The sequence below is a fragment of the Deinococcus sp. Arct2-2 genome (assembly GCF_004801315.1).
Lineage (GTDB): Bacteria > Deinococcota > Deinococci > Deinococcales > Deinococcaceae > Deinococcus.
In genome coordinates, this window is sequence record NZ_SSNW01000011.1 from 99,458 (window position 1) to 106,652 (window position 7,195).

Here is a 7,195-nt window from a genome sequence, read left to right on the forward strand (position 1 = left end):
GGGGCGGTGTGGTTTTGGGTGGGTAGAGCAGTTGGAAAAAGCGTCTAGCACAGCCTTTGCCTTTCTTAGACTCTCAGACTCTTGACCCTTAGACCGCCCTTACCCGTAGACTCCGCATATGACCGCCCCCACCCTCTGGATCATCCAAAGCCGCTACCTCAAGACAGGCGACGAACTGGCCGCCATTACGCCGCTGCACCGCGCTTGGCTGGATCAGCACTATGTCAGCGGGCTGTTTTTGGTCTCGGGCCGGATGCTGGACGGCACAGGCGGAGTTTTGCTGGCCCACGCCGACACTCAGGCGCAACTAGAAGCTGTGTTTAAGAATGATCCTTTTGTGGTGAATGGATGCAGCGAATACAGCTACACGCCGTTTACGCCAGTCAAACGGGGCAAGGCACTGGAGTTGGAGGGCGTGGCGTTGGTGGAGTAGAGAAAGTCTAAGGGTCAAGGGTCTAAGTGACTAAGGCCTTGCTGGGCGCTCTCTATCACTGGTCTACCCACCTATGACCCCACCGCCCTAGCACCTTAGACCCTTAGACACAGCACATATAAGCCATGCACAAGGAGCCAAGAAATGAATTTCGGAGTCGTAGGCGCAGGACAGATGGGCGCAGGGATTGCACAGGTGGCCGCGCAAAGTGGCTTTAGCGTCATCGTGCAAGATGTCAAACCAGAGTTTCTGGAACGTGGACGGGCCACCATTCAAAAGAGTCTTGCCAAGTTGCATGAAAAAGGCAAATTGACCGAAACGCCCGACGAAATTATGGGCCGTATCCGCTTCAGCACCGATTTGGCCGATTTTGTCGACAGTGATCTGGTAGTGGAAGCCATCGTGGAAAACGAAGCCATCAAAGCCGAACTGTTTCGCACGTTGGGCCGCATCGTCAAGGCAGACGGAATATTGGCCAGCAACACCAGCAGCATTCCTATTACGGCGCTTGCCAGTGCATCGGGCCGCCCTGAGCAGTTTATCGGAATGCACTTTATGAACCCAGTGCCGCTGATGGCGCTTGTAGAGGTGATTCGCGGCCACAGCACCAGCGATGAAACCGCCCAAAAAGTCATTCAGACCGCCGAACAGATGGGCAAAACCCCGCTGACGTGCAATGATTTCCCCGGTTTCGTGTCCAACCGAATCCTGATGCCCATGCTGAACGAGGCTATTCAGTGCGTGATGGAAGGCGTGGCCGAACCCCAAGCCATCGACGGCATCATGAAACTGGGGATGAATCACCCGATGGGGCCGCTGACCTTAGCGGATTTTATTGGGCTGGATACCTGCCTCGCTATTATGGAGGTGCTGCACAAGGGGCTAGGTGACGACAAATACCGGCCTTCGCCGCTACTGAGGAAGATGGTGCAGGCAGGATTATTGGGGCGAAAAAGCGGGCAAGGCTTCTACACCTATTGACCGGCGTGCGGCCCATCTGAGCCAGTGATGAAGGCTTGGTCAGAAGCCCCTAGGGCACACATGTTAAAACTAAGGAATATGAAATCCAGTGTGAAGTGGATCGTCTCGGCAGCCATCGCTGCGGCCAGCATGGGCATGATGGGCACCGCCAACGCCGCCGAAGTGCGTTTGGGTCTGAATACCGGCTTCGGGTTGGGCTGCCAAGTGGCGGGGGCGCGTGTGGGCGTGCAGGAGGGGCGCATCGGCGGTTTTGTGCAGGGCGTGTACTGCAACAGCAACGTGCAGGGCGTAGCAGGCGGCGTGTCGGTGGGCGGCGCACTCACCTTCGACGTGTACCAGTCGCAAACCGTTGGAGCCTACATTCTGGCCGGAGCCAACACCAATCCCAACACCGATCCCAGCCTGTTTGCGGGCGCGGGCGTGCGCTACGGCATTCCTCTGTTCCCCGTAGAAGGCTACCTAGAGGCGGGCGTGCAGCGCACCAGTACCCTGCTCGGCGCAATCATCGGGCCACGCGTGGGCATCGGCCTGAACTACGTGTTTCGCGGCGTAGACCTCACGGCCCCGCCCGCCGTAACGGAGGCCGCTATCAACAGCGGCGGCACTACGTCTTCGGGCGCACCGGTGGCCTGCAACGTCAGCCCCTCTCAGGACGCTTCCAACGCCGCATCTGCTGCTCAGGGGGCCATCCAGAGTGCGATTCAGGCGGGCGCGAGTGCGTACTCCGGCATTTACAGCAACATCAATCCCAGCATCAGCATCGGGTCGGCCACCGTCAGCGGCAATACGGCAACGGTCAGCGGCAGCGTTTCCTTTAGCGCCACGCAGGTCAGCAACGGGCAGGCTGTGAGTGGCAGCTACGGCGGCACCGTCAGCTTGGTTCGTAGTGGATGCAGTTGGCAAAGCACGGGCTACACCCGCAGCGGCGGCTAAACACGACGGGCAAGGCAGTTTCCGGCAACGCTGAGTAAACCAGCGTTGCCGGAAACTGTTTCAGGTCGCTGACAGCATACGGGTCAGCTCCCAAATCACCGCGCCTGCCCGTGATATTCGGCGTTGGGCAAGAATCCCAGCGCCCCACTGACCCGGTTGGTGAGGTTAAACATTCCGATGACCTGTACCAGTTCCAGAATCTGCTGATCGCTGAGGCCCACGTCCCGTAGCGCTTGCAAGTCGGCTTCGGCCACTTCTGCCGGATGCAGGGTCAGGCGCTCGGCGTAGGCGCACAGGGCCGCCCTGCGGGGGCTGAGGCTGGCATGTCGCCAGTTCACGGCCACCAAGTCTGCCATGTGGGGGTCTTCGCCCGCTTGCTGCAATAATTCGCGCAGGGCCGCTCCATGCGATACCGCGCAGTAAATACAGCGGTTCGCGCCGCTGACCACCACCGCCACTATCTCGCGCTCTAGCGGCGTCAAAAAGCCTTCCTTGTTCAGCAGCAGATTGAAGTAACCCCACCATGCCAAAAACTGTTCGCCGCTGAGGGCTTGAGCGCGGAACACGTTGGGCACGAATCCTACGTTGGCCTCAGCTTTAGTCCACAGCTTGCGCACGCCTTCCGGCACGTCGGTTTCGGTAGGTACGGCCAGCCATGAAATTCGGTTGTGGGCAGGATCGGTGGGGGTCATGGGAACAGGGTAGCGTAGGAAAACTAACGAGCGTTAGGAAAACGGTGAGTAGGAACGGAAAAGAGGTCTAAGGGTCTGAGAAAGGAGTTTGGTGGCTGCTTGAAACTAAAATTCAGGGACGAGCGTCTCTCCTCTTCCACTGGAAACCCGCGCCTTTCCTACACACCACCCACGCCCCACACCCTCAAAATTCCATCCACACGCGCCCGCCGAAGCCGCCCCGCGCCTGTGCCTTGGCGGCTCGCAGTGCTTCCAACTGTTCCGGCGTCAGGCCGTGCTGGGCGGCGAGAGCGTGCAGGACTTCCAGCACATCGGCCAATTCCTCCGGGTTATGTGCGTCCAAATATTCCGACACTTCTTCTTCCAGTTTGACTCTTAAGGCAACCACGTATTCGTCTGCGTCCAGAACCCGCGCCACAGCACTTGTTCCCATGATCGCCGGGATGCCGTCTCTGACCAATTTGCCCATTTCGGCACTCTATCCCGCCTGCACAACAAAGCGGCCCCCGGCTGCGTGGTAGCCTCAAGGCATGTTTGAGGCGCTGGGCAACAAGTTACAGGACATCCTTGACCGGGTGGGCCGCGAGAGCAAACTCACCGACACGCAGGTGAAGGCCGCCATGCGCGAGATTCGGATGGCGCTGCTGGAAGCCGACGTGAACTTTACGGTGGCCAAAGATTTTGTGGCCCGCGTGAGCGAAAAAGCGGTGGGCCAAGACGTGCTGGGCAGCCTGAACGCAGGCCAAACCATGGTAAAAATGGTGCACGACGAGCTGATTGAGACGTTGGGCGGCAAAGCGGCGCAACCGACCCTGAAAACGGAAGGCAACGTGTGGTTCATGGTGGGTCTGCAAGGGGCAGGCAAGACCACCAGCACGGGCAAATTGGCCGCCCACTACAAAGCCAAGGGCCGCCGCGTGCTGCTGGTGGCCGCCGATACCCAGCGCCCCGCCGCCCGTGACCAACTGGAAGTGCTGGCAAAGCAAGTCGGCGTGCCCATTCTGAAGGTGGCCGATGGCGAAACACCCCAGCAAACGCGGGCGCGGCTGGACGCTCACCTGAAAGAAGATTTCCGTGATCTGGTGATCGTGGATACGGCGGGCCGCCTGCAAATAGACGCCGCGCTGATGGATCAGTTGGCCGACCTGCAAAGCGAACTGCAACCCAGCGAGACGCTGTTGGTGGTAGACGCCATGACCGGGCAAGAAGCCCTGAACGTGGCCCAGACCTTCGATGCCCGCGTGAATCTGTCGGGCCTGATCATCACCAAAATGGACGGCGATGCACGCGGCGGCGCGGCCCTCAGCGCCCGCAGCGTCACCGGAAAGCCGATTTACTTTTCGGGCACCAGCGAAAAACTGACTGGGCTGGAGCCGTTTTACCCTGACCGTGTGGCAGGCCGAATCCTCGGCATGGGCGACATGCTGGGCCTGATCGAGCGTGCCCAACAAGCCGACCTGAAGGCGATGGAAGTCAAAAAGCCCGGCGACTTCGACTTGGAAGACTTGCTGGTACAACTCCGCCAGATTCGCAAAATGGGGCCACTGGGCGACCTACTCAAGCTGATTCCCGGCATGAGCCGCGCCCTGCCCGAAGGCTTCAACGTGGACGAGGCGCAGATTCAGCGCATTGACGCCATGATCAGTTCGATGACCCTGAAAGAGCGGCGCAATCCCAAGATCATCGACGGCAAACGCCGCAAGCGCATCGCGGCGGGCAGTGGGCATACCGTGCAGGACATCAACCGCATTCTGAAGATGCACGAGCAGATGAAGGACATGATGAAGATGCTGGGCCGCATGAGTGGCCCCGGCGGAAAAGGCCCCGGCAAAGGTGGATTTCCCCCGAAAATGCCGCCCATGCCGCGCAATCTCAAACGCTGAGTGTGTAACTGTTCAGCCCAGATTTGACAGAACTGTACAGCGTCCGTATACTCATTCCCGCTGCCACACGCGGCCCCGCGCAGGTGGCGGGAAGAGTATGGGATGTTAGCTCAATTGGTAGAGCAGCTGACTTTTAATCAGCGGGTTGTAGGTTCAAGTCCTACACATCCCACCACAGAAATTGCCCGCCTAGTGCGGGCTTTTTTAGTTTCTGAATATACTGATGTTGGAATATCGGTTCCTAAAAGCACCTGTTGTTGAAGGCAGCGAGGGAGGCAGGCCGATTACCTACCTCTCCCCGCTTCACTTCAGTCCAGCACGTCTATTCCTGCGTCCCGTACCCGCGCCCGCACGTCTCGCACGCCTTCTCCGGTCACGCGCATTACAAAGCGGCGGCGGCCTGCTTCGGTGTCTTTGTGGTAGGTAGCCACGCTGATAATGTTGCTGGGCTGAATAGCTTGGGTGGCCCGTGCAAGGCTTCCCGGCACGTCGGGCATATCCAGCGTCAGGCGTTTGCCGCCCTCGCGCAGGCCCATGATGTTGGTAAAGGCCCGCAGCACGTCGGTGATGGTGATGATGCCGCACAATTGCCCAAACTCACCGATCACAGGTAGGCCGCCTACAGCGTGTTCCTGCATTCTCAGGGCCGCATCTTCCATGTATTCGCCCTCGGAGGCGGTGATGACGGGGCGGGCCATCATTTCGGCCACCGTCAGTTTGCTCAGCAGATAGTTCAGTTCCCACACGCTGAGGGTGGTGGCCTTGTTCGGCACAGCGTCCTTGAGGTCTTTGCGGGTGGTGATTCCCACCAGTTGGCCGCCCTGCATCACGGGCAGCCGCCGGAAGCCCCGTTCCTTTAAGATCTTGAGGGCGTCCATGACCGGGGTGTCGGGCAAAACAGTGATGGGATCAGGAGTCATCCAGTCGCGTACCAGCATACAGGCCAGTGTACGTTGCCCGGAGCCGCAGCACCCGGCGGCCCCGGCCTGACGCCTCTCTGACGGCGTATGTGAACTGGCTGTGCCTACCTTCATTCGGCTCAGAAAGGAGCGTGATACGGTGCAAATCATGAAGCTTTCCGCCAAAACCTTTCTGTCTCCCAAGGCACTCGCTCCATTGGCTATCGTCGCTGCGTTCGGCCTCGGCACGCTTGCCCCTCACGCCCAGACCACACCCCAAAAAATCGGTTTTGTAGATGTCCAGAAGCTGCTGACCTCTCACCCCTCCAACACCGAGATCGAGGCCATTCAGAAGAAGGCCGCCACTGAACTCGACGCTATTAATAAGCAGATTCAGGCCATCGACACCAAAGGCACGGCTGCCACCGCCGCCGACAAGCAAACCCGTGAGCAACTGGTCAAAACCGGTCAGGCCAAAGCCGCCGAGTACGACAAGCAGCTGGCCCCCAAAGTTGCCGTCGTAGAAACTGCCGTAGACGCCGCCATCGACAAAGTCGCTAAGGCCAACGGCTTCGGCGTGATTATGGATCGCAATGTCGCCAAAAACAGCGGCCTCGTGGTTTACGCCGATCCTGCCGCCGAAATGACCGACGCCACCGTCAAGGTCTTGAAGCCCTGATCGAGTCGGCGTGACCCTGCCTCTTCCGAGTTCAGGGGTCATGCTGCCCGCCCCCGCGCCTGATGCGGGGGTTCTTCTTTGCTCCGACCAACTTGATCCCGAGGTGGACATGAATCCTAAACTGACTTTTCTTCTTTTGCCTTTTGCCCTGATGGTGACTGTGCCCTACGCCCAACAGTCCCGCTCGCGGGTGGGCTTCGTGAACGTGCAGGCCGCTGTAAAAGCCCTGCCCAGCAGCGCCGCTTACCTGAAACTGAACACCAATGTCGCCGCCGATCTGGCAGCCAAAGCCAAGAACATTCAAGCTCTCGCCGCCAAAGCCGCCGCTTCGCGCAAACCCGCCGATCAGCAGGCGCTCCTTAAGGCGCAGCAGGCTTACCAGACCACCCAAATCGGCTACCAGTCGCGCCTGAACACCGCCTTTGCGCCGCTGGCGACCAAGCTGAATGCCACCGTTGCCAAAGTTGCCAAGACCAGTGGATTTACAGTGGTGTTCGATCAGGGTGTCGCCGCCAAAACGGGCCTCGTGGTGTACGCCAACGCCCAGACCACCGACCTGACCGCAGCCGTCATCAAAGCGCTGAAATAGCCGGAAAAAGTGGTTGAAAATAGGAAAGAGGCCCAGCCAGAGTGTTGGGCCTTTTTTTTCTACGGTGGCAAAATCAGCTTATCCCAATCTGCTTCAAGTTGAGCGA

Annotated in this window: 9 protein-coding genes and 1 tRNA gene; 7 read left to right on the forward strand and 3 right to left on the reverse strand. The window is 59.3% G+C overall.

Translation table 11 applies throughout. The annotated features are described in order from the left end of the window. Positions 1 to 118: 118 nt before the first annotated feature. From E7T06_RS07465 to E7T06_RS07475, 3 genes are all read left to right on the forward strand, one after another. On the forward strand, positions 119 to 433 hold the full coding sequence (locus E7T06_RS07465) for a YciI family protein (protein WP_136365203.1): 315 nt from the start codon (positions 119 to 121) through the stop codon (positions 431 to 433). Positions 434 to 577: 144 nt separating this feature from the next. After that, on the forward strand, positions 578 to 1,414 hold the full coding sequence (locus tag E7T06_RS07470; protein WP_136365204.1) for a 3-hydroxybutyryl-CoA dehydrogenase: 837 nt from the start codon (positions 578 to 580) through the stop codon (positions 1,412 to 1,414). A 78-nt stretch (positions 1,415 to 1,492) separates the two neighbouring features. After that, positions 1,493 to 2,347 carry a hypothetical protein gene (locus E7T06_RS07475; RefSeq protein WP_240740901.1) on the forward strand — a complete coding sequence of 285 codons (855 nt, stop codon included), beginning with the start codon at positions 1,493 to 1,495 and terminating at the stop codon, positions 2,345 to 2,347. A 95-nt stretch (positions 2,348 to 2,442) separates the two neighbouring features. Here the strand turns inward: E7T06_RS07475 and E7T06_RS07480 are convergent, their stop codons facing one another. Together E7T06_RS07480 and E7T06_RS07485 are read right to left on the reverse strand one after the other, a co-directional pair. Beyond that, entirely contained in the window at positions 2,443 to 3,039 is a 597-nt protein-coding gene (locus E7T06_RS07480) for a peroxidase-related enzyme (protein WP_136365205.1), read from the reverse strand. Positions 3,040 to 3,223: 184 nt separating this feature from the next. Then, complete coding sequence (locus E7T06_RS07485) at positions 3,224 to 3,508, reverse strand: nucleoside triphosphate pyrophosphohydrolase (protein WP_136365206.1); 285 nt, start codon at positions 3,506 to 3,508, stop codon at positions 3,224 to 3,226. Positions 3,509 to 3,569: 61 nt separating this feature from the next. On the opposite strand from E7T06_RS07485, the gene ffh reads away from it, so the two are divergent. Then, complete coding sequence (ffh, locus tag E7T06_RS07490) at positions 3,570 to 4,922, forward strand: signal recognition particle protein (RefSeq protein WP_136365207.1); 1,353 nt, start codon at positions 3,570 to 3,572, stop codon at positions 4,920 to 4,922. A 99-nt stretch (positions 4,923 to 5,021) separates the two neighbouring features. Next, positions 5,022 to 5,097 (forward strand) — tRNA-Lys (locus E7T06_RS07495). Between the two features lie 133 nt (positions 5,098 to 5,230). On the opposite strand, the gene E7T06_RS07500 is transcribed toward E7T06_RS07495, so the two are convergent. Continuing rightward, the gene (locus E7T06_RS07500; RefSeq protein WP_136365208.1) at positions 5,231 to 5,860 is read right to left on the reverse strand and encodes a CBS and ACT domain-containing protein; all 630 of its coding nucleotides are present in this window, start codon (positions 5,858 to 5,860) and stop codon (positions 5,231 to 5,233) included. Between the two features lie 130 nt (positions 5,861 to 5,990). Here E7T06_RS07500 and E7T06_RS07505 point away from each other — a divergent pair, with 130 nt between their 5' ends. Continuing rightward, the gene (locus E7T06_RS07505) at positions 5,991 to 6,500 is read left to right on the forward strand and encodes an OmpH family outer membrane protein (RefSeq protein ID WP_136365209.1); all 510 of its coding nucleotides are present in this window, start codon (positions 5,991 to 5,993) and stop codon (positions 6,498 to 6,500) included. A gap of 109 nt (positions 6,501 to 6,609) precedes the next feature. Next, on the forward strand, positions 6,610 to 7,089 hold the full coding sequence (locus tag E7T06_RS07510) for an OmpH family outer membrane protein (protein WP_136365210.1): 480 nt from the start codon (positions 6,610 to 6,612) through the stop codon (positions 7,087 to 7,089). The last annotated feature ends 106 nt before the right edge of the window (positions 7,090 to 7,195 follow it).

Excerpts from the sequence above, each read along its gene's own strand:
- E7T06_RS07465 (WP_136365203.1), top strand. The coding sequence starts at position 119 with ATGACCGCCCCCACCCTCTGGATCATCCAAAGCCGCTACCTCAAGACA.
- E7T06_RS07470 (WP_136365204.1), top strand. The coding sequence starts at position 578 with ATGAATTTCGGAGTCGTAGGCGCAGGACAGATGGGCGCAGGGATTGCA.
- E7T06_RS07475 (WP_240740901.1), top strand. The coding sequence starts at position 1,493 with ATGAAATCCAGTGTGAAGTGGATCGTCTCGGCAGCCATCGCTGCGGCC.
- E7T06_RS07500 (WP_136365208.1), bottom strand. The coding sequence starts at position 5,860 with ATGCTGGTACGCGACTGGATGACTCCTGATCCCATCACTGTTTTGCCC.
- E7T06_RS07485 (WP_136365206.1), bottom strand. The coding sequence starts at position 3,508 with ATGGGCAAATTGGTCAGAGACGGCATCCCGGCGATCATGGGAACAAGT.
- E7T06_RS07505 (WP_136365209.1), top strand. The coding sequence starts at position 5,991 with ATGAAGCTTTCCGCCAAAACCTTTCTGTCTCCCAAGGCACTCGCTCCA.
- ffh (WP_136365207.1), top strand. The coding sequence starts at position 3,570 with ATGTTTGAGGCGCTGGGCAACAAGTTACAGGACATCCTTGACCGGGTG.
- E7T06_RS07480 (WP_136365205.1), bottom strand. The coding sequence starts at position 3,039 with ATGACCCCCACCGATCCTGCCCACAACCGAATTTCATGGCTGGCCGTA.
- E7T06_RS07510 (WP_136365210.1), top strand. The coding sequence starts at position 6,610 with ATGAATCCTAAACTGACTTTTCTTCTTTTGCCTTTTGCCCTGATGGTG.